General features: G+C 37.0%; 16 protein-coding genes. 3 read left to right on the top strand and 13 right to left on the bottom strand.

The window, feature by feature from the left end; translation table 11 throughout:
* Positions 1 to 8: 8 nt before the first annotated feature.
* The 3 genes from N3F66_09595 to N3F66_09585 form a co-directional block, all read right to left on the bottom strand.
* Positions 9 to 482, bottom strand: coding sequence for a hypothetical protein (locus N3F66_09595; protein MCX8124405.1), 474 nt, complete (start codon positions 480 to 482; stop codon positions 9 to 11).
* A 348-nt stretch (positions 483 to 830) separates the two neighbouring features.
* The gene (locus N3F66_09590; protein MCX8124404.1) at positions 831 to 1,301 is read right to left on the bottom strand and encodes a hypothetical protein; all 471 of its coding nucleotides are present in this window, start codon (positions 1,299 to 1,301) and stop codon (positions 831 to 833) included.
* Positions 1,298 to 2,857 carry a hypothetical protein gene (locus N3F66_09585; GenBank protein MCX8124403.1) on the bottom strand — a complete coding sequence of 520 codons (1,560 nt, stop codon included), beginning with the start codon at positions 2,855 to 2,857 and terminating at the stop codon, positions 1,298 to 1,300. Before N3F66_09585 ends, N3F66_09590 begins: the two co-directional genes overlap by 4 nt.
* Positions 2,858 to 3,333: 476 nt before the next feature.
* Here N3F66_09585 and N3F66_09580 point away from each other — a divergent pair, with 476 nt between their 5' ends.
* Together N3F66_09580 and recG are read left to right on the top strand one after the other, a co-directional pair.
* Complete coding sequence (locus N3F66_09580) at positions 3,334 to 3,648, top strand: hypothetical protein (protein MCX8124402.1); 315 nt, start codon at positions 3,334 to 3,336, stop codon at positions 3,646 to 3,648.
* Between the two features lie 2 nt (positions 3,649 to 3,650).
* On the top strand, positions 3,651 to 5,735 hold the full coding sequence (gene recG, locus N3F66_09575) for an ATP-dependent DNA helicase RecG (protein MCX8124401.1): 2,085 nt from the start codon (positions 3,651 to 3,653) through the stop codon (positions 5,733 to 5,735).
* Between the two features lie 4 nt (positions 5,736 to 5,739).
* Here recG and N3F66_09570 read toward each other — a convergent pair whose 3' ends face one another.
* The 5 genes from N3F66_09570 to N3F66_09550 form a co-directional block, all read right to left on the bottom strand.
* A complete protein-coding gene (locus tag N3F66_09570; protein ID MCX8124400.1) occupies positions 5,740 to 6,441 on the bottom strand; it encodes an SEC-C metal-binding domain-containing protein in 702 nt (233 codons plus the stop codon).
* 14 nt (positions 6,442 to 6,455) lie between these two features.
* Positions 6,456 to 8,114 carry a hypothetical protein gene (locus N3F66_09565; GenBank protein MCX8124399.1) on the bottom strand — a complete coding sequence of 553 codons (1,659 nt, stop codon included), beginning with the start codon at positions 8,112 to 8,114 and terminating at the stop codon, positions 6,456 to 6,458.
* Between the two features lie 16 nt (positions 8,115 to 8,130).
* The gene (ftsH, locus tag N3F66_09560) at positions 8,131 to 10,050 is read right to left on the bottom strand and encodes an ATP-dependent zinc metalloprotease FtsH (GenBank protein MCX8124398.1); all 1,920 of its coding nucleotides are present in this window, start codon (positions 10,048 to 10,050) and stop codon (positions 8,131 to 8,133) included.
* Positions 10,051 to 10,222: 172 nt separating this feature from the next.
* On the bottom strand, positions 10,223 to 11,626 hold the full coding sequence (tilS, locus tag N3F66_09555) for a tRNA lysidine(34) synthetase TilS (GenBank protein ID MCX8124397.1): 1,404 nt from the start codon (positions 11,624 to 11,626) through the stop codon (positions 10,223 to 10,225).
* A 177-nt stretch (positions 11,627 to 11,803) separates the two neighbouring features.
* Positions 11,804 to 12,277, bottom strand: coding sequence for a hypothetical protein (locus tag N3F66_09550; protein MCX8124396.1), 474 nt, complete (start codon positions 12,275 to 12,277; stop codon positions 11,804 to 11,806).
* A gap of 349 nt (positions 12,278 to 12,626) precedes the next feature.
* Here N3F66_09550 and N3F66_09545 point away from each other — a divergent pair, with 349 nt between their 5' ends.
* Complete coding sequence (locus tag N3F66_09545) at positions 12,627 to 14,372, top strand: phospho-sugar mutase (GenBank protein ID MCX8124395.1); 1,746 nt, start codon at positions 12,627 to 12,629, stop codon at positions 14,370 to 14,372.
* Positions 14,373 to 14,449: 77 nt separating this feature from the next.
* Here N3F66_09545 and ybeY read toward each other — a convergent pair whose 3' ends face one another.
* From ybeY to N3F66_09520, 5 genes are all read right to left on the bottom strand, one after another.
* The gene (ybeY, locus tag N3F66_09540; GenBank protein MCX8124394.1) at positions 14,450 to 14,923 is read right to left on the bottom strand and encodes an rRNA maturation RNase YbeY; all 474 of its coding nucleotides are present in this window, start codon (positions 14,921 to 14,923) and stop codon (positions 14,450 to 14,452) included.
* Positions 14,907 to 17,159: an HDIG domain-containing protein gene (locus tag N3F66_09535; protein ID MCX8124393.1), complete on the bottom strand. Its 2,253-nt coding sequence runs from the start codon at positions 17,157 to 17,159 to the stop codon at positions 14,907 to 14,909. The genes ybeY and N3F66_09535 overlap by 17 nt, the downstream gene beginning before the upstream one ends.
* Before the next feature lie 18 nt (positions 17,160 to 17,177).
* Positions 17,178 to 18,137: a PhoH family protein gene (locus N3F66_09530; GenBank protein MCX8124392.1), complete on the bottom strand. Its 960-nt coding sequence runs from the start codon at positions 18,135 to 18,137 to the stop codon at positions 17,178 to 17,180.
* Positions 18,137 to 19,912: an aspartate--tRNA ligase gene (aspS, locus tag N3F66_09525; GenBank protein MCX8124391.1), complete on the bottom strand. Its 1,776-nt coding sequence runs from the start codon at positions 19,910 to 19,912 to the stop codon at positions 18,137 to 18,139. Before aspS ends, N3F66_09530 begins: the two co-directional genes overlap by 1 nt.
* Positions 19,913 to 20,094: 182 nt before the next feature.
* A complete protein-coding gene (locus N3F66_09520; GenBank protein ID MCX8124390.1) occupies positions 20,095 to 21,102 on the bottom strand; it encodes a phosphoglucosamine mutase in 1,008 nt (335 codons plus the stop codon).
* Positions 21,103 to 21,192: the final 90 nt, after the last annotated feature.

The following is a 21,192-nucleotide window of genomic DNA, read 5'->3' as shown; positions in this document are numbered from 1 at the left end:
TATGTATATTATAGATGTCCTAATATTTTTGCTTTTTTTATTATTTCCGGATGTGGTCCCCAATAGAATTGGCAACACACAATACCTTCTTCCCTAAAAACGCTAAATGTATAGCCAGTATATCGATAGTTATCGGTATAATCATCATCGCCAATCACATCAAGAATTTTCAAAAATTCATCAAGTACATTATCCAAACAAAATGCAATTATCTTTGCTAAAGACATCTTCCACACCTTCTTCACATCCATAAAAAACTCATATTCATCCTCATACAACACTAAATGCAAGCGTTTCCAACTACTCCCTTTTTTCCTATATGAGATTTGTTTAAACGATTTTACACTAACCTTTTCCCACTGAGCTGCAAAGCTTATCATTGTTGAGATAAATGTACGTAATGACATATTATATGTTCTGGCGTAAAATTTAAGCAACTCTAAATGTTCTAGAGATATACATGTAGTTGTTTCAATATTCATAACATCCTCCCAAAGTATTATCTTTCTAACAACTTTGATTTTGATAACCCTATAATGAATGTCAAATATTTATTCATATCACACAATACTGCAATGGTATAGAATTAAAAATAATTAATAATTTTTTAAGGATACCTTCTCCGTGTTCATATAAAAATTCATGTAATGCTTTTTATAGGTAATTTTTAAAACTACCAACGAGTTTTGAATATGCCTACAAATTTTATAAGCATATAAAAACATTTGTATCCCAAAAGTAAAATGTAGTATTATGCATTGTTCACTAGTCTAATAATATCTGCTGGCACTTTCAACTATCTGAGTTTTCTATTTAAAAACATTTTTTTATTAACGCATACTCACTGAATACTGCGCTGCATTTGTTCTTTTATCATTAACCATTGTTACTTCAGTTACTTCTGATGTTTTGGTTTCAAAATAAAAATAATTGGGTTTAGGCTGCAATATATTATTTACTTTTTTATATTCACCTTCACGCTCATCAAGTGTCCACTTTTCTATTACAAGAAGGTGAGTGTTGGGCGATAGCTTTGCTTCAAAATACTTTTTCTGTGATTCAAGTCCTATGGTTGTCCTCCCAGCATCAATTTTATCAATAAATACTCGGTAATAGCACCGTTTGTCATCATCAGGGTTGGTGATACCCGTATCATATGCAATGAATCTAAAATTAATACTGACCTCAACAGGAGCAATAACAGGTTCAACCGGTTCTTGATACTGCGGAACTGATTTACAGGAAATCGTAATAGTACTAATAAGAACCATCAGTACAATAAAATATCTATTTATCTTCATGGCTTATCCTTTATCTCTATTGAATATATACCATCATAGGCATCATTCAATGGCTTTACTATACAATACCCCTTGCTGTCAATTATTTCATTTATTGTTGCAGATTGCCCTGCTTTAATTTTTACTGTTTGCAGGATATACCCCAAAGAATCAGTTACTGAAAATGAAACAGGAATTTTTTCAGGCGCTTTTATCATAAAATATTTTTTCTGTCGCCCTTTGTAATGCAAAAGATAATAATCAGTATCGGCTTTTTTGGATATATATCCTGTTATTGTGTTCCCCTGTGAGGTGTTTGCCTGTTCTTTTGTATCATTTGGCTCAATATCAATAAGGTTAGGAATAGTTACAGGAGCTATCGCCAGTGAATAACTATTGTCCATGTCAAGCTGGCCGCGTTTTGCCCACACCTTTACGTAAAATGGCGCACTGATATAACAATTTGGGTGTAATTCTTTGTGGCCGGTACCATCGTTATTTATCACATAGAGTTCCTCGCCTTTGGCATTGTAAATTGAAAATAATACGTCTAGTGTCATTGGTGGTGTTACTTCAACACGATAAAATGTTGTGTCGGAGCTATCGCCACCATATTTATAGTAATCAACGTCCCCATCAGGATATATTCTGCCCATGATGGTATCATTCACAACTTGTGTGGATGACGGCATAATGTTGTTTGGTTCAATCTCGGTAGTGTTGTCATAGCTTCGAGTAGTGACGATGAGGCTATATGGTGTTTCATTATTTGCAGCATAATTTCTTGCTGCAACCATTATATAATAATTACCTACAACTGGCAATCCTATGCCTTTTGCTATTTGGCTGACTCCCTGCCCCTGTGGATTTGAAGAAAATAACACATTACCCTGCGCATCAACAATATCAAGCTGCGCTTCTATGCCGGTAACACCAGCAACCTCAATATCACACACCACCGGGGCTTCGTCAACATAGAACGTAAACCAGTCTTCTTCGCGGTTGGGATTAACTGCATTGGTATTGGCTTTATTGAAAGCAGGGGAATAGTACCCACGCATAGGAACACCAATCTGTATAGGATTTGCAGACAATATTGTATCATTGGGCTCTGACTCAAAACTTTCAGGATCTTCCTGTGTCACAAGCAATGAATATGAATTTTCAGTATTTTTAATGCGCGGATCCTTATCACCATGAGAAACTGATATATAATACCTACCTCTGACAACCTTAAAGCCACGTAGGCGTTCAGGTGCAGATTTACGCATATCGTCAACATATTTTAATGGCTCAATACCATCTTCAGTTGCCTTCCATAGAGTAAAAGCTATATTCACACCTTTTACTGCGGAAACACTAATATCAAAAAGTGCAGGTGCCTGAACATCTGCCATATAAAAATCGATATCACTTTCAGTGTTGATGTATCCATCTATGGATGTACCAATGTTAATCAGGTTAGCCTGCGTATATGTATCATTGGGTTCTATCTCAAATATTTTCTCTTTTTTACATCCATTTGCAAACAGTATAACAATAATCAATACGTATATCCATATTCGTGTATAAATCATAGACGTTCCTATCCAATGAATGATTTGTGTATGTAAATATATGTAATGTACATACCAACTGCAACATGCAGTAATTGCACTATTCATTATTTATAAAACATTACTGCAAGATTGTTAGGGTAAATATAATTAAAGTCAAGTATCATTTTTATTGACGGCAAATTTCTATTTGGGTTTGACATTTTTATACTATACGCGTAATCATAAAATGCATTCGTTGTAAAAAACCATTTACGCTGGGGCTATGCTATACTATGGGTATTTATTTGTTTCTAGATTGTAATCTCATTAAAAGTATAAAAATCGTAAATTTTTAAAGGATTGCACAAGAGCTGGATTGAAGAGCATTAAAATACAATGAAAATATTTATATAATGTTGAATTTATTATGACTTTATCAATTCATGATTGTAATGAAAGAATTGAATTAGACTTAAGCCTTAATTGCAAATTCTCATATTAGGGGGAGCATAATTATGACTACAAAATCAAAACTGTATCTTTTTGGTGCAGTGTTTGTTATTCTTCTGCTATCAGGGGTGTATCTATATTTTAAATATTTTTTTACCTATGAACAAAAGAATATTGTACAGCGAAAAATAGAAACAATAACCGGTCAAAACCTCACCATCACCGTGTTTGGGTATGATGGTAAAATTATAAAACGATGGTATGGCGTTCAAAAGATAACAACACCAAAAGATGGCCGCAATTACTCTTTCTTCTATACCCGTGATGGCAAATATGTGCAAATACCCGGATCTGTGTGGTATATCGCCGAAGAGGAATAATCGTGCTTGATCAGAATATTCAATACATAAAAGGCATAGGCCCAAAGCGCGCACAGCTTTTAAAGCAGGAGCTTGGCATTGAAACTGTAGAGGACCTGCTCTATTTCCTTCCACGGAAATATATTGACCGCTCCAATACAAAGAAAATTAAGGATTGTTTTGTGAATGATTTTGTAACAGTGACTGGAATTGTAAAGCAGGTTAAAATTTCAGGACATCGGCGCAAATTTCTTGAAGTTGTGATTGGTGATGGTAGCGATACATTGTCGGGAGTATTTTTTGGCGGCATTCAGTATTTTATCAAGCTTTTTGAACCCGGTGATGTGGTACTTTTTTCTGGCAAGGTTGATTATTACAACACAAAGCAAATAGTCCATCCGGAGTATGATTTTATTGGCGATAGCTCTGACGCATTACACACAGGCAGGATAGTTCCAATTTACCCCTCAACTGAAACACTCAGATCTAATGGATTTAACTCACGTGTGTTCAGAAAGATTATTCACAGTGCACTTGAACTGGCACACCAGCACATTCAAGAACCATTTGATTTTGAAATGATTAGCCGGCTAAACCTCATGCCACTATCACAGGCTATACAGCAGATCCACTTTCCTGCTAACATGGATGAAGCACATAAAGCTCGATTACGGTTAGCATTCAATGAACTCTTTTTCCTGCAATACTACCTGCACCTTTCACGACAATACATCAGGGAAACAAGCACACATAAAAAGCCCGCAATTAATGATTCAGTATATAAAGAATTCATGCGCACGCTACCATTTACTCTTACCGATGACCAGATTAATGCTATAAACGAAATAATCAACGATCTGAATGCTGATTTCCCAATGAACCGTTTACTACAGGGGGATGTTGGTTCAGGTAAAACAGTGGTTTCAATGATCGCAAGTATTGCGGTGGTAAGTCGTGGACAACAGGTCGCGTTTATGGCACCAACAGAAATACTTGCACAACAGCATTATGCCACGTTTAAAAAATTTGTACCTGAATCAATACACATAGCACTGCTTACCGGTTCAATTCCTGCACCACAACGCAAGGAAATTCTCTCCGAATTACATAAAGGTACAATCAACATCATCATTGGTACTCATGCCCTGATTCAAGAATCAGTAAAGTTTGCAAATTTAGGATTCATCATTATCGATGAACAACATCGCTTTGGCGTCAATCAGCGTGCTACCTTGCGCAACAAAGGCTATATGCCTGACCTTTTGGTTATGACAGCAACGCCCATTCCCCGGTCACTATCGCTTACACTTTATGGCGATTTAGATATTTCAATAATAAAACAAAAACCAGCCAATAGAATACCTATTACCACACTTTCTTTCCCAACATCAAAACTAGAAGCTGTATACCGATCGCTGGAAAAATACATGAATGAGGGAAGACAGGTATACTATGTTTTACCATTAATTGAAGATTCTGAAAAGCTGGATTTAAAATCAGCAACTGCAACATACCAGCATTTAGTAAAACGATTCCCAACAAAACACATTGCGTTACTCCATGGAAAATTACCAAATGAAGAAAAAGAAAAAATCATGCAAGATTTTAATAATCACAAAATTGATATGCTTGTGAGTACAACAGTAATTGAAGTAGGAATTGATGTTGCAAATGCTTCAATTATCGTCATAGAACATGCTGAACGGTTTGGGCTTTCACAGCTTCATCAGTTGCGAGGGCGTGTAGGCCGTGGTCAATATCAATCGTTCTGCGTATTGATTTACCCTGATGACATTCCAAACGAAAGCCTGCAGCGTATTAATATAATAACTTCAACTGATGACGGGTTTGTCATAGCAGAGGAGGACTTAAAAATGCGCGGTGCTGGAGAATTTATTGGCACACGTCAACATGGGCAAGGCATTGCGTTTGAATTTGCTGATCCTGTCAATGATTTTGAACTTATCAGCCTAGCACGGGAAGAAGCAAAAAACCAGGTAGAAAAATTAAACAATATCCCTGCAATATTTGAAAATATTAAGCGTACACATGCAATGAATATACTTGAGGGACTACGAAAAAAACACATACTGGCACTGCTTTCGTAATCCATTATTTACCACAACAGTTTTTATATTTTTTGCCGCTGCCGCAGGGACATGGATCGTTACGGCCAATTTGAGTTCCAGTTTGTTGCTGGATAGCATTAATAATATTTTTATTATTCATTTTCTGAAGATTAAAAATCTTTGCGTGTTCCTTTAATGCTAATTGCGTATCCCACATAACTCGCACAAAACCAGTTAATTTTTTAAGGAAAGTGGTATCATTGGCAAAATCATCTTCTGACCACTTTTCTTCCATACTAACAACTAAAGCTTTAAGAAGATTGACATTACCAACAAAAATTGAATATATCTTGTTGACCTTCTCATTGTTCCGCATCTCATCAATCTGACCTGTGGAAAGATACTTTAAAAATGTTTCAGCGCGCATGATATTAGCCAAAACATACGCTGTGTATGCACCACGTGTTTTATTGTTAAAATCAGGTTGTTCAATTTCATTGTCATCAAATCGCTGCAAACGTAACAGGTAAAACCACAACGATTCCAGTTGATCTGCTACTTCCCTGTTTGCCAATACTTTGTCATTAAAAAAATCTTTTGCAAGTGATAATAGTGTGATACTTCCTGCCGAAGCTTGAACGCCTAATATCGCTGCTTTTAGATTATAAATATCAACTGGGATATTATTCCTATCCAGAATTTTTTTAAAATTTTCATCACCTTTATATAGCTTGACCTCAAACATACAATTCCTTCATTTTACTTAAAAATAGTTCTATCGATAAACCGATTGAATACTATTATCTGTTTTTGATTATAAACCTGCAAAGCTTTTTGCTTTATAAATGATTTGCGGTCTAGTTTTTTCAGCGTATCAGGATTTAATGTTCCCAGGTAGGCATCAATTTTTGCAACAAACTCATCTATTTCAGAAAAATATTTTTTTGAAACTTGTCTTCGTATTAAATCCAGAGCATTAACGCTGTCAAACGGCAGGTCTCTATTATTTACGTTATTCTCACACCATTCCAAAACAATTGTTTTTATATATTCATACGGTACTAATTTTTTTATCTTCTTCCCATCCCTGGAACTAAAACAGTACCCTTCACCTGTCATCTGAATATCAGCAATAAGCAAACGGCAAATAGTGTGTGGTCCCAAATGATAATAATACAGCCATTGGTCATTTTCAGGAATCTGAAAATAATCAATACTTTCGTGTAAAATTGATACAATTTTTTTATTAAGAAATTCAATATAATCTTCAACAATATCGTATTTTTCTTTGTCGATAGTTAATTTTAATAAAGCTCTCCGTAATTCTGATTTGATCTGTTCTTCTGATAACTGTGATTTTGTATAATAGACCAAATATAAAAGATCATCATTTTCAATGTTATATACATTTACATCTACCGGGAGAATATACGGTTCACGAGTATTCCATGCTTTTGCCCCTTTTACAGTAAAAGGGACTATGGTTTCATTTTGGACACTACTTACATGAGGCTTGTGTATGTGCTCATCATTATCACTATGCTTGCTTAAGCTGCTTGTATCAATGTGTTTTTTTGTAAGTTCTCCAAGTTGTGCATACGAATCAAATTCCAAATCCTTTGGAGCTACCTCCAATTCGTTTTTTGTTTGCGATGAATCAATTTCATTCAATATACTCTGCAATGTGTAGGATTTATATTCATTAAACCTTAATTTTGATCGTATATCAACATCTGACAAGTTATAATGAAATGAAAGCAAGCCTAAATGGTGAGCTATTAATTCAAGTAATATATCAGTGGCCTTACAAAGACTGTTTCCTTCAACAATAATATCATTCAGCGCCAAAGCAAGCTGCTTTCCACCCTCAGTAAAATTAAACACTGCGGATTGCTTTTCCAGCTCGCTCCAATCTTTTTTTACAAGGCTGCTAAATGCACGCAACAGTATATATATTTCCTTAAGCACAATAAAATCCAGCCTGTTATCATCGGGATAATCATCGGGAAAATAAAGTGGAAAATCTTTGGTTGCTTTTCTCCGTAAACTTGCTTCATTTATTTCACTAATAAATTTATCTGTAAGGATCTCAATATCTTCAATAATTTTAAATATTGAATATGATGATTTCTTAATAACAGGTACTACTTGTTCAGGAACCTCAGCAATATCCAGACGTGAACGTAATAGTTTTGCAAGCTCAACATGTCTGTGTATTCCGTTAGATAATCCGCGTTTGAAAAACTTTGTTACTTCTGATACATCTTTTTTTTCTGGTAAGGGTACTTCATGTACTATTTCATCATGTTCATTTTCAAACGTGACTTCTTTAAAATGCTTTCCAGGAGATTTCTGAACAGTAAAATCTTTCTCGCTATCAATATCCTGCAATATTCTGTCCAGTTCATCATCTATCATACAAACCCCAAACTTGTTATGTTGGAATTACTTCTTTATCATCCAATAAAGGTTTCTGCGTTGTTTTCTTTTTCATCTTTTCAAGTTTAGGTTCTTCTTCGGGCTCAGAATTTTCGCCATTGTGAATAGCAGGCAATTGCTCACCTTTCATTAAAAGTTCAATTTCCTCAGCATTTAGCGTTTCACGTTCTATAAGGTTTGTTGCAATCAGCTCAAATTTATCTTTGTTTTCTTCTATTAGCTTAATAGCTCTATCACGACAACTGGTAACTATATCATGGACCTCTTTATCAATAAGCTGCGCCGTCTGCTCACTGTAATCCCTATGCTGAGCTATCTCACGTGCTAAAAATATCTGTTCAGTCTTCTTTCCAAAAGCAAGCGGTCCTAATGTTTCACTCATGCCCCATTCACACACCATACGGCGTGCTATATCAGTAGCTCGCTCAATATCATTGCTGGAGCCAGTTGTCACCTGTCCAAATTTTAATTTTTCTGCAACATGGCCGCCAAACAAAATTGTAATCTGGTTAAGCCAGTATTCCCTGTTATGCAGATGGCGTTCTTCTTTGGGCAAATGCATGGTTAATCCCAATGCCCTCCCCCGTGGAATGACTGTAACTTTGTGCACAGGGTCAGCACCCGTTAGAATACCCAACAGTGCATGCCCTGCTTCATGATAGGCAATAACCTTCTTTTCCTCTGCAGATATGAGTACTGACTTACGCTCTGGACCCATTAGGACTTTATCCTTGGCATCCTCCATTTCAAGCATGGTAACACGCTTTTTATTGCGCCGTGCAGCAAGCAGTGCTGCTTCATTTACCAGGTTGGCTAGATCAGCACCGGTAAAACCGGGCGTACCGCGAGCAATTACCTTTAAATCAACATCCTTTGCCAATGGAATCTTACGTGTATGGACTGCCAGAATCTTTTCCCTTCCCTTAATATCAGGTATATCAACCACAACCTGTCGGTCAAAACGTCCTGGTCGGAGCAACGCTGGGTCAAGCACATCAGGTCTGTTGGTTGCAGCTATTATAATAACACCTTCATTGGTCTCAAAGCCATCCATTTCAACAAGAAGCTGATTCAGCGTCTGCTCACGTTCATCGTGTCCGCCACCAAGCCCAGCACCGCGAAGCCTACCAACAGCATCTATCTCATCAATAAATATGATACACGGAGCATTTCGTTTTCCCTGATCAAAAAGGTCTCTAACACGAGATGCACCAACTCCCACAAACATTTCCACAAAATCTGAACCGCTGATTGAGAAAAATGGCACACCAGCTTCACCCGCAACGGCACGGGCAAGCAGCGTCTTTCCTGTGCCCGGAGGTCCAACTAACAGTACCCCCTTAGGGATTTTTGCACCAATAGTGATAAATTTTTTAGGGTCTTTTAAGAATTCAATGATTTCCTGCAATTCAACTTTTGCCTCATCAACACCTGCCACATCAGCAAATGTCACTTTATTCTTTGTCTCAGGCTGTAATTTTGCCCTTACTTTTCCAAAGCTCATTGCCTTGTTGCCAGTGGACTGAATCTGGCGGATCATAAAAAACCAGATAAACCCAAAGAAAAGCAGCCATGGCAAAAAATTAAGCAGTCCTTTCCAGAAGAGATTGTCATCAACCTCTTCGCCTTTAATTTCAACTTTGTTATTAATGAGTGTCTTAATTAAATCAGGGTCCTGGTATGGTATGACAGTTTCAAATAGATACACCTTGTCACCCTTAGTGAAAGTGCCTTCAATCTTTTTGCCATTAACTATCGTAACCGATTTAACTTTGTTTTCATATACTTTTTTTATGAAATCACTATATTGAAGTTGCTCAACTTTTTGGGTATTCATATCATTCATTCTGAATATGGCGATAGCAAGCAGCGCTATCAGCAAAAGAAGAGCAACCTGTTTAGCAGCTTTATTCATATAATCTCCCGTGGTTATCTGTAATTAATCAAGAAGTTGAACATATATTTAAAAGTAGCCTTTACTTACAAGATACTACAATTACTGAAATACTCAAATATTTTTATTGTGACAGGCCTCTCTTTTCCTAAAGGAGAAGCAGAAGACTGTTTTATTGCACAATGTATAATTTCTACACATTATTATGAAACCAGTAACGGATAACAAGCATTTTTTGAGCTTTTTCAGGCAAAAATAGCAACGAAATTGCAGGTTTTTGTTGCATTACTACATTACGTAACACTGCAGCTATTTTGTTATCTATTACAATAAGCGGTACCTTCTTTTTCTGTTCGGGTGTTAGTTTGTAGTCAATATATAATCGTTTTAGAGATCGCCTGCCTGCTTTACTGATAAAAGCATCGCCTGTTCTTCTATTTCTTATAACAATATGATCACATCCAGTATATCGCAAAATAAGCGATTGGCTTTCAGATTGTTGCATATTCACTGATTCAGTTATCTCACACGCAATAGTAATACCTGCTTCTTTTATTGTAACAGTTTGTCCTATAGGGAGAATATATTCATAGTTACTATCGCCCACTATTAAAGGTTCAGCACAAAAAAGCAAAAATGAATTGGCATGGCGATAGCGCCTGTAAATATACACACCTTTTCCTTCAAACAGTGTACAATTTTTTTTCTTTGAGAAATGAGCATGATATACTGCGTCAAGAATATTGGTATCAACATATTTTTTGAGATAGTTACTGATGATATATGCACAAAAAAACTTAAACAGATACTCACTGCTAGAAATTGCTTTTTCCTCAACCTGTATGTAATGAGGGAAAACCTGAGTACATTCAGGATGCAACTGCATCATCAGATGATTGATACTCTGGATAGCATCATGTGCCTGTTTACCAAGATTTACAAGCGCATTATCAAAGTGCGGGAAACGCTCCTTTATAACAGGAATAATTGTATGGCGAATATAATTCCTGAGGTAATACTCATCATCGTTAGTACTGTCATGGCGATACAACAGTTGGTTACACTGAAGATAATCATATACTTCCTGCTGTGTTAGTACAAGAAGCGGCCTTACTATATTTTCCCTGTGAACTGTTATGCCCTGTAAGCCTTGCAGACCTGTTCCCTGAAATATACGCATCAGTAAGGTTTCAACCTGGTCGTTTTTTGTATGTGCTGTTGCAATTTTAGTATAACCATAATCATTTGCTATTGACTTAAGTCGCTCATACCGATATTCACGTGCCTGCTGTTCAAAACTTTTACCCTTTTGCCTACGGTTGTTAAAATCATATCGTTCTAAAATTGCAGGAATTCCATATCGTGAAGCTTGCGCAAGTACAAAGAGAAGATCGTCAAAAGACTCCTGTCCGCGAACCATGTGATCAAGATGGTACACCGTAATCGTGAAATTAAGTTTACTTTTCAGAGCAAATAGTATATGCAATAGTGCCATGGAATCTTTGCCAGCAGAAGCTGCTACAAGCACTCTATCGCCACAAACTATGAGGTTATTGTCTGTTATAAATGTGTACACTTTTTTTATAATAGTTTCCATAAGGCAATAGCTGCATATAATATATCATATAAAAAATAAATATACCTATAATATTCATAGCAATAAATCTTTCAATGAAATTTATTTATTACATTACTCTCTTACTGTGGCAGGGAAATGCCATATACTGTGCCATATTGTATTTGTAGTGCGTAGTTAGAATTTTAAATAGTATTGTTAAAAAATTGATGCTTTTTTAAGTAATTCTGGGTGGGGCCCCCAGTAAAGTTTATAGAAAAATATTTCTTCTTCTATCCCCGTCTCAAATGTATACCCTTTATATCGATAGTTATCGGTATAGTAATCGTCATCCTCTTCTGCTTTTGTTAGAAATTGTAAAAATTCATATAATACATTATCTAAACAAAACTCAATCACTAAAGCCAGCGACATCTTCCACAATTTCTTTACATCCATAAAAAATTCATACTCATCATCATATAATACCAGATGCAGCCGGCTCCAATCACCTCCACTCTTGGCTCTATATTTAACTTGTTTAAAATACCTAACATGAATCTTTTTATGCTGAGCAGCAAAACTTATGAGCGAAGATAAAAATGTGCGTAGTGACATGCCATGTTTTTTAGCATGCAATTTACAAATCTCAAGATGTTTATAGGAAATGCAGGTGGTGGTTTCAATGTTCATACATTCCTCTTCCAAAGTATTTTTTTTATTTATTCTCAACGCTACATCAAAAATATAATTTATAAAAAATTCAAGCATAAAAATTAATCCATCATACTTCTTATCATTTTTTCACAATGAACATATTAAAAATTCTATTCTTAAAATTTGTATTGCAACTTCAAATAGATAATCTACACATTGTTTTGTGGTGCACCTTGTTTTTTATTATTATTTGCTTTTCAAATATGGATAAATAAATAGTATTGTAAGAAATTATCATTATACTATTCTTATATTACTATTGACCCCCATCAGGGTAATAGTGTAAAATATTCTAGCAATACCATAATTTAAGGAGACAGCAACTATGGACAGCATCATTCAAAAAAGAATAGAACAGTGGCAAAAACCACCATTTGATGACGCCACTATACATGAAGTGACACAGCTTGTTGAACAGAAGAATGAGAAAGAACTCTACGAGCGCTTTTACACATCATTAGAGTTTGGTACTGGTGGTTTGCGAGGCATTATTGGTGCCGGTACAAACAGAATGAACATATACACTGTTGGTATGGCAACACAGGGACTTGCAAACTACATTGTACAAAAAGGCAATGCTGCAAAAGGTGTGGTGATAGCCTACGACTCGCGGAGAATGTCCGATGTATTTTCAAAAGAAGCTGCAAGCATTTTAGCCGCAAATGGAATCAAAGTATATCTTTTTAAGGATATCATGCCTACACCCATCTGTTCATTTGCAATACGCCATTTTCAGGCCACAGCTGGTATTGTCATCACAGCCAGCCACAATCCGCCCGAATACAACGGTTATAAGGTGTACTGGGATGATGGTGGTCAGGTTGTGCCACCGCAGGACAAAGAAATAATTGAAGAAGTGGCAAAAATTCAGGATATCACACAAATTAAAAAAATGGATTTTAATGATGCGATAGCTCAAAATATGATCCTTACAGTGGGAGATGAAATTATAGATGTGTATGCTGAGAAGCTTTCCCGTGTGCGATTCAAATCAGATGAGCTATCGCCCATACATATTGTATATACTCCGCTACACGGGACAGGATACCGAATAGTACCGCGCATCCTTGCAACATTTGGATTTGCCAATGTCCATATTGTTGAGAAGCAGGCTATACCCAATGGAGATTTCCCAACAGTGAAATCACCCAACCCGGAGGAACCTGAAGCGCTTACAATGGCTATTGAACTTGCACAACGCATTAATGCTGATATAGTGCTGGCAACTGACCCTGATGCTGATCGTATGGGCGTTGCATTTAAAGATGATAACGGACAGTATGTTCTCATTAATGGAAATCAGATAGGCAGTATGCTTTTATATTATATTCTTTTGCGTCTGAGAGAGCAAAACAGACTTCCAGAAAATGGATTTGTGGTTAAAACAATTGTCACCACTGACCTCCAGCAAGAAATTGCAAATTATTTTAATGTCACCATTGAAAATGTTTTGACCGGATTCAAATGGATTGCAAAAAAGATGAAGGATTATGAAGGTTGGCGTACGTTTATTTTTGGTGGAGAAGAAAGCTATGGCTATCTGCCACTTGATTTTGTGCGCGATAAGGATGCAGTAAGCTCCTGCTACTTCTTTGCTGAGATGGCACACTGGCTTTATACACAGAAAAAATCACTCAAAGACTTTTTGTATGAGATATATTCCCGTTTTGGTTATTATGGTGAAAAGTTAGTTTCACTGACATTGAAAGGTGTTGAAGGTATTCAAAAAATAGAATCCATAATGAGGCATTTCAGAAACAATCCACCAACACAATTTGCTCAAACAAGAGTACATTCAATCCTTGATGTTAAGCAGGGTATACTCACTGATTTAACTGACGGCAAAACTACCACTGTGGACTTGCCTTCATCTGATGTGCTGCAGTTTACTCTGGAAAATGGTGCCAGATTAACCATGCGCCCTTCAGGTACAGAACCAAAAATTAAGTTTTACTTCAGTTCATGTAAAAAGGGCACTAATATTCCACAACTGGAAAAAGAAGTTGCTCAATATAATGAAACATTGGCAAATGAACTATTAAAGATGATTGAACCAATTATTAAAAATTAATTACCAAAGTACGGTCTATCATATTAAGTAGTATTTATAATGTATATAAAACTACTTTTTATGGTAGCTGCATATATTTACTTACTTTTTTTAGCCAGATTTTTTGATTGGATTTTATCCAAAATATCTTTTTCTTTTTTCTGCATTATCTTTTTTTTATATGCAGACTTCTCATGATCATACCCAAGAATGTGCAATACACCGTGAACTACCAACCTTTGCAATTCTTCTTTTAGCGTTATGCCATATTCTGTTGCCTGCTTTTGAGCAGTTTCAAGCGATATGAAGATATCACCTAAATATTCTTCTGTGCAAACACTTGGCATTGGTGCTTCACGATAGGCAAAGGATATAACATCAGTTGGTCCTTTTTTTTTACGGTAAGTACTGTTTATTTGAGCTATCGCCTCATCATTGGTAAATATCAATGTTACAACAACATTATCAATATGTAGATAGTGCAGTATAGCCACAATATTTTTTTTACACAATGAAGCAATACTTTTAGGTAAAGTTACATGTTCAATTTCTACATTAACCTTTATTGCCATTGGATGATTTTTGCTCCAATCGGTCTATGGCTTCTTTGGTTGGGTACTCAATGCGCGAATGGAAAATACCCTGTAATACCTGTACAAATGCATTATGAATCTTATTCAATTCATTCATATTAATATCAGCTCTTTCTAGGTCACCCTCATTGAGCCTGTTATAGATTATCCTTTTTACCAGCGTATCCAGTTTTTCCATGGTAGGTTCCTGAATTGAGCGGGAAGCTGCTTCAATTGCATCAGCCAGCATCACTATTGCTGTTTCACGGGTATGCGGCTTTGGTCCGGGATACTGAAAATCACTTTTCTGTATACTGTTCCCGTTTGTACTTCCTTCCTCAAGTGCCTGATGATAAAAATATGTCATCACTGTCTGACCATGATGCTCTTTTATAAAATCAATAACCATCTCAGGCAGGTTATTTTTGCGTGCAAGTTCCACTCCTTTTTCAACATGTGAGATAATTAATTTACAATACTCAAGGGCTGACATATCCTTTGCGCGCGGGTCAGTTACTTTATTTTCAATATAAAAATTAGCATCCTGTATTTTCCCTATATCATGGTAGTATCCACCAACTCGTGCCAGTAATGCATTGGCACCAATTTCTTTGCATGCTGATTCAGCAAGTGTTGCCACCATCAACGAATGGTTATAAGTTCCAGGAGCTTTTATGAGCATTTCCCTGAATATAGGTGCATTTAAGTCCGATAGCTCCAGTAACTTAAACTTTGTGGTAACACCAAACAGATTTTCATACACGGGAAATACACCAAATACAATGATGGCATTAATAATACCTGAGATAAAAGCAAGGCCAATATTATTTGCAATACTACTGAATTGCATCTCCTGCATCAATCCAACAGCAATAACTATCACCGAATTGATAAGGCCCAGCGTAACGCCACCTCTTAGAAAATCAGAGCGGCGCTCAACATCACCAACCACAAACACACCCGACAAAGCAGAACTGAATGAAAGAAGCAAAGCAGTAAAATCACCTTTTGTAATCATTGCAACAAAAAATACCATGTATACACCAATTAACATGGCAATGTGCATATTATACATAATTGCAAGTAACATAGTAACAAGCGGTATGGGCAAAAGAAGCGGAAAAAATAACCCTTCAAAGGCCCTGCCTTGCCATCGAGCCACAAAGAACGCAATAAAAATAAATGCCATAACTATTGTAAATACTATTAATGGCATTTTATTATCAACAACCAGATTGCTATAGTAAGTAATAAGAAAATATCCAAATATTACTAAAAAACCTAACTGTATAAGCAGCAATCCAACAATAAAGCCCGTACCAGAAAATCTAGCATTCTTATTTATGATATTAATTTTCTGCAGCATGTCCTCAGTGATAGTATCACCCTCACGTGCGATGGATTGTCCTTTTTTTATCACACGCATAACAGGTTTCACTGACTGCACAGCATCCTCAATTCGTCTTTTTGTTTCTTCTTCGTTATAAAAGAGATTGGGTTGCACCAAACTGATAATTACCGAGCTTACTGCATTGACCACATCATTTGATGGCTTGCTGAGGATGTCTCTGGTTATGACGGGCACCAATGATTGTATCTTTTTCATGTCATAGAGCGCATCTACACTCAACTGCTTTTCCTTCACTTCAGCTGCACTTCCCACTACTCTTACAATAACATATTTTGATTGCAACCGTAAGGGGTTATCATACGGTTTTTCCAGGATGCCGTTATTGTATATTTGCAATAAAATCTTATTCATGTCTCGGTGCAAAAGCTGCTCATCATACTGTAACAGCCCCATTAACACTTTATCTGAATACTGCAGGTAATCGGGCAACATTGTCCTCAGCAATAGAACCTGCTTCAAAGGATTGGTATCGGGCATCTGTTGTTTAACTTTTATCACTGCTTCGCACAGCATATTGCTTATTTTAAGCTTATCTTCTACAATTGCTTCATTAAGATCAAAGATTGCAGGCAACGCTTCGGCAATACGGTTTTTCTCAATTTCAGTTTCAATTGCAACTGGATATTCTATTGTCATGGGGGCACGGATATCCTCACGTGCTATATCTCCTGCCTGATAACTATAGGTAGTACCTATCCTGTTTAAAGTCAGAAGAACAGTAGCCGTAATAATAACTATTAATGTATATATGAATGAAGCTTTAAGGCTTTTTTTCTTAAAAGCAAACTGTATACCTCTTTTAAATACCAGAAATGAATTTAACATATCAGTAACCGGAAAGTATTATTCAGCATGTTTTTCATACGCTGCAATAATTTTTTCAACTATTGGATGTCGGCAGATGTCCTCTTTGGAAAATTCAATGAAGGTAATCTCTTCAATGCCTTGAAGGATTTTCTGTGCAGCACGTAAACCTGATTGTCGTGGCTTTTCCAGGTCAATCTGGGTGATATCTCCTGATATTACCATTTTTGAACTATTACCAAGCCGTGTTAAAAACATCTTCATCTGCGAAGAAGTAGTATTCTGTGCCTCATCAAGTATGATAAATGCCTTGTTGAGTGTACGTCCGCGCATATACGCTAACGGTGCTATCTCAATAATTCCTTTTTCCATGTATTTTGAAATTCTCTCGTATGGTAGAATATCAAACAGAGCATCATAGAGAGGTCTAAGGTAAGGATTAATCTTTTGAATAAAGTCTCCGGGTAGATAGCCCAAGCTTTCACCAGCTTCAACAGCCGGTCGTGTTAAAATGATGCGCTCCACTCTGCCCGTCAGCAAAAACTTCACGCCAACTGCAACAGCAAGATACGTTTTCCCAGTACCTGCCGGCCCAATGGAAATTGTAATTGGGCTTTTGTGGATTGCAGACATATAGTTTGCCTGGTTGATTGTTTTAGGGACTATGGTTTTCCCTGTTTCGGGTATTACAATCTTCAACCTGTTGATTTCATCAGCATCAACCTTAATACCCTGATTGATTGAAAGGGCAAGATAGCGTATATCAAAGTCATCAAACTCATACAGCGAATCACGCATACATAAATAATCACCCATAAGATGTAACAGTTGCATTGCTTTTGCTGCATTATCACCTGACGCTTCAACAATCAGGGTATTGCCACGGGGGATTATCTTCACATCCAGAAGCTTTTCAATTGCTTTAATATTTTTGTCTTTATACCCGCAGATTCGTTTATAAATTGATATGTCATCAATTTCAAATTTTGTATCAACCATTATAATTCAACCACCTTGATAGATAGCTCTTTTAGTTGCTCTGCACTTACCGGCGATGGAGCTTCGCTCATGAGGCACTGCCCCTTTTGTGTTTTTGGGAATGCTATTACATCGCGTATGGAATTGCGCTTTAACAAAAGCATCAAAATTCGGTCCAACCCTAACGCAATACCACCATGAGGCGGAGCACCATACTTCAGTGCATCAAGCAAAAATGAAAACTTAACTTTTGCCTCATCCTCAGAAATGCCAAGAATGCCAAACATCTTCTTTTGCAAAGATGTCCGGTTTATTCTAATTGAGCCACCACCAATTTCAACACCATTTAATACTATGTCATATGCCTGTGCTTTAATGGCACCGGTTGTCTGAGGTGTTATTGTATCAAGCAACGGCTCGCATTCAGGCTTTGGCGCTGTAAATGGGTGATGCATTGCATAGTATCTGCCTTCCTCAGCATCATATTCCAGTAGCGGAAAGTCCACCACCCACAGGAAATTCAATTTATTATCATCTATCAGGTTAAGCTGTTGGGCTATCTTAATTCTGAGGTTGCCCAGTGCATCATTTACAATCTTTGGCTTATCACATGAAAATATTATTAGTGCATTAGAGTTAAGCTTTAATCGCTCAATAAGTTTTTGCTTTTCGCTATCGCTCAAAAATTTTGCAATACCAGTTTCAAATGCTGTGCCAGTATAGCGTACACTTGGCAGTCCCTGAGCCTTAAATGCACGCACATAATTAATGTATTCATCAATCATTGCCCTGGAAATTTTGCCTTCATCATTAACAACTATCGCTTTAATAATTCCACCATTTTCAACAGCAGCCCTGAATACATTAAACGATGAATTGGTAAAAATATCAGTTACGTCTGTAAGTTCCAGTCCAAAACGTGTATCAGGTGCATCCTTGCCATAGCGCTGCATAACCTCATCATACGTCAGTACTGGAAATGGCGTTGTAATTTCTTTATTCAATACTGCTATTACTATTTCTTTAATGAGCCCCTCAATAATATCCATGACCATACGCGGATTTACAAACGACATCTCTAAGTCAACCTGTGTAAACTCAGGCTGTCGATCATTGCGCAGGTCCTCATCACGGAAACATTTTGCAATCTGAAAATAGCGATCAAAACCAGAAATCATCAAAATTTGTTTAAAAAGCTGTGGCGACTGCGGCAGCGCATAAAACATGCCCCTGTTGATACGGCTTGGTACAAGGAAATCGCGTGCTCCTTCTGGTGTGGATTTGTTAAGTATTGGAGTTTCAACCTCTAAAAATCTGTTGTTGGTAAGATATTGCCGTATTGCTTGCATAACCTTATGGCGTACAATAATTGCCTGCTGCATCTCTGCCCTTCGCAGGTCAAGATAACGGTACTTAAGTCGCACTTCTTCATTGAGGTTAGTATACACATCAATAGGAAAGGGGGGCACTTCTGATTCTGACAAAATGCGTATATCTTGTGCAATAACTTCTATCATACCTGTTTTAAGATTAGGATTGATAGTATCCTCCGTACGCCTCGCTACTTTACCCGTTACAAGGATGCAGTATTCATTTTTTACTTTATCGGCTTTTGCATACGCTTCATTATTTTTAGAAGCATCAAAAACTACCTGCACAATCCCCGAAACATCCCGCAATTCAATGAATATGATACCACCTAAATCGCGCTTTGTGTCAACCCAACCTGCCAGTGTAACAGATTTACCTACTTCATCAAGCGTTAATTCACCACAATAGCTTCGTTGTTCAAACATTCCTCTAACCCAATAGAAATTAATATAGCAACATACCAGAATCAATATAAAATTCAAAAAATTTATGCAAATTTGTTGTTAAACTAACGTGCTGTGCCACAACTACCTATGCATAGCCTATACATAGAGCAATATTTCGATTTCGATAGTATTACGGAGGCAGGTTAATTTTTGTCAAGTAATTATATGTATACGCTGCTACTTACATTTTTAAAGGTATTCACTATAGCTTCAAGCTGAGTTTTTGTTTTCCCCTCTGCGATAATCCTGAAAATGGGCTCAGTATTTGAAGGTCGCAAATGCACCCAACCACCTTTAAATTCACTGTTTTTGACAAAATCTATACGTATGCCATCCACAGTATTGATTAGTTCATCAGCATACTGTTCTTTGATTTTTTGGGCGATAGCTCCGGCATCAAATCCCTGGCTAACAGCAATAGTATCCTTGTGCATATAATACACCGGCAGCTTTGCCACAATCTGAGATATGGACTCACTGCGATGAGCCATAAGTTCTAGGCAATACGCAATCCCAACAAGGCTGTCCCTGCCAAAGTGAACCTCAGGAGAAATTACCCCACCGTTACCTTCTCCGCCTATCACTGCCTTATGGTGTTTCATAGCTTCAACCACATGTATCTCACCAACTTTCGCACGATACACCCTAACACCATAATAGGAAGCCACATCCTCAATGGCTTTGGTAGTTGACATATTCACTACAACAGGGCCTTTCCTTTTTTCAAGGCAACGCACTGCTGCAAGCGTCACGGTAAGCTCTTCGCCAATAGGTTGCCCTTTTTCATTTACTATCGCAAGCCTATCAGCATCCGGATCCTGTGCAAAGCCAATATCAGCTTTGTGTTCTTTTACTGCCTGTGTCAATGCTTTTAGATTTTTTGCAACAGGTTCTGCTCCGCGAGGGAAAATACCGGTGCTCATATCACAATGTATGGGAATTACCCTGCACCCCAATTTCTTCAAAAGCTCTTGCGTAATGATTGAGCCAGCTCCATTCACCGAATCAAGAACCACGGTAAATTTCTTTTTCCGGATTGCCCCAACATCTATTACGTTGAGCACCTTTTCAATATGGATGTGTTCTGCAGAGCTATCGTACTCAACTGATTTAATTTTATTCCATTGTGCTCCAAATGGTGTGATTGTATCAATCAGTGATAAAAACACATTCATTTCATCAGGGCCAAAAAAACTACCAGTTTTATTTATAAGCTTAAACGCATTCCACTGTATAGGATCTGTCTCTTATACACATCT

The organism is Spirochaetota bacterium, assembly GCA_026414805.1.
Taxonomy (GTDB): domain Bacteria; phylum Spirochaetota; class UBA4802; order UBA4802; family UB4802; genus UBA4802.
The sequence above is the reverse complement of the archived record's forward strand: the minus strand, read 5'-3'. Positions and strand labels throughout refer to the sequence as shown.